The organism is Pseudomonas sp. PICF6 (genome assembly GCF_009831705.1).
GTDB classification, from domain to species: Bacteria; Pseudomonadota; Gammaproteobacteria; order Pseudomonadales; family Pseudomonadaceae; genus Aquipseudomonas; species Aquipseudomonas rhizophila.
Window position 1 is genome coordinate 1 of sequence record NZ_WUUD01000033.1, and the last position, 1,592, is coordinate 1,592.

Below are 1,592 nucleotides of genomic sequence, written 5' to 3' on the forward strand. Positions count from 1 at the left end.
AAGCCCTGCGCCGCCTAAAATCGTTTAACTCATTGAAACTCAAGGAGTTTTTCGCTTCGACTGCGCCGGAAGTGGGGCGAATTATAGACGTCCAGAATTTGCCGTCAAGCACTAATTTCGGCTTTTATTCCGGCTTCAGCACGATACGCGCAAAAGCCTTCTTGCCAGCCTGACAGACATGGGTAGCGCCCAGCTTATATATATAGGCGCGATCCACCACTTCACCATCGATGCGCACGCCGCCCGAACCAAGAAGATCTCGCGCTGCTGCAGCATTCTTGACCAAGCCTGCTTTATTAAGGACGGCCGCAATCGGCATATCCTCGGCCGCAGTCAATTCGATCTCAGGCAGATCATCCGGCAATTCGCCATCCTTCATGCGGTTGCCCGCCGCACGATGAGCATTGGCCGCAGCTTCCTCACCATGGAAACGAGCAACAATCTCTTCAGCCAGCTTGATCTTGATGTCCCGCGGATTTGCCCCAGCCTCAACATCCGCACGGAATGCGTTGATCTCATCCATGGAACGGAAGCTGAGCAATTCGAAGTAACGCCACATAAGCACGTCAGGAATGGAAACCAGCTTGCCGTACATAACACCCGGCGCTTCCTGGATACCCACATAGTTACCCAACGACTTGGACATTTTCTTCACACCATCCAACCCCTCCAGCAAAGGCATGGTCAGAATGCACTGGGCTTCCTGACCATAACCACGCTGAAGCTCGCGCCCCATCAGCAGGTTGAACTTTTGATCCGTACCGCCGAGCTCGACGTCAGCACGCAATGCCACCGAGTCATAGCCCTGAACAAGCGGATAGAGGAATTCATGAATGGCGATCGGCTGACTGGTTTTATAGCGCTTGTCAAAATCATCGCGCTCGAGCATACGAGCCACGGTGTATTGGGAGGTCAGGCGAATGAAATCCGCCGGCCCCATCTGATCCATCCAGGTGGAGTTGAAAGCGACTTCGGTCTTGGCCGGATCGAGGATCTTGAAGACCTGAGTCTTGTAGGTCTCGGCATTATCAAGAACCTGCTCGCGCGTCAGCGGTGGGCGCGTTGCGCTCTTACCACTCGGATCGCCGATCATCCCAGTGAAGTCACCTATCAGGAAGATGACCTGATGCCCCAGGTCCTGGAACTGACGCAGCTTATTAATAAGCACGGTATGACCCAGGTGCAGATCGGGTGCCGTCGGGTCGAAACCAGCCTTTATACGCAGCGGCTGCCCACGCTTGAGCTTTTCAATCAGCTCGGACTCGACCAACAACTCTTCTGCACCACGCTTGATCAGCGCTAGCTGCTCTTCAACCGACTTCATAACAGACCCGCAAGGCTCAGATTCAAAGGGACCCAACCATACAAGATCGCGCACCAAATACAAGGTTTGCCGGGTGCGCGGACACCAATCCACGGACAGAGTGTCCGCGGGCTTGCTTCGCAGGTGATTTGGTTATATTTTATACAGTTATTTCATCTTCATCATGTCATTCATCTTTTCCAATTCATCTCTTCAAAAGTCAAATTACCTATGACCACAGAACCATCCAAAGCGCCGCCGCTTTACCCCAAGACCCACCTGCTCGCTG

At 53.3% G+C, this 1,592-nt stretch carries 1 protein-coding gene; it reads right to left on the minus strand.

Features of this window, described 5'->3' with window-relative positions; translation table 11 throughout:
• Positions 1–124 precede the first annotated feature (124 nt).
• On the minus strand, positions 125–1,324 hold the full coding sequence (gene tyrS, locus GSM73_RS22775; RefSeq protein ID WP_076383442.1) for a tyrosine--tRNA ligase: 1,200 nt from the start codon (positions 1,322–1,324) through the stop codon (positions 125–127).
• Between the last annotated feature and the right edge of the window lie 268 nt (positions 1,325–1,592).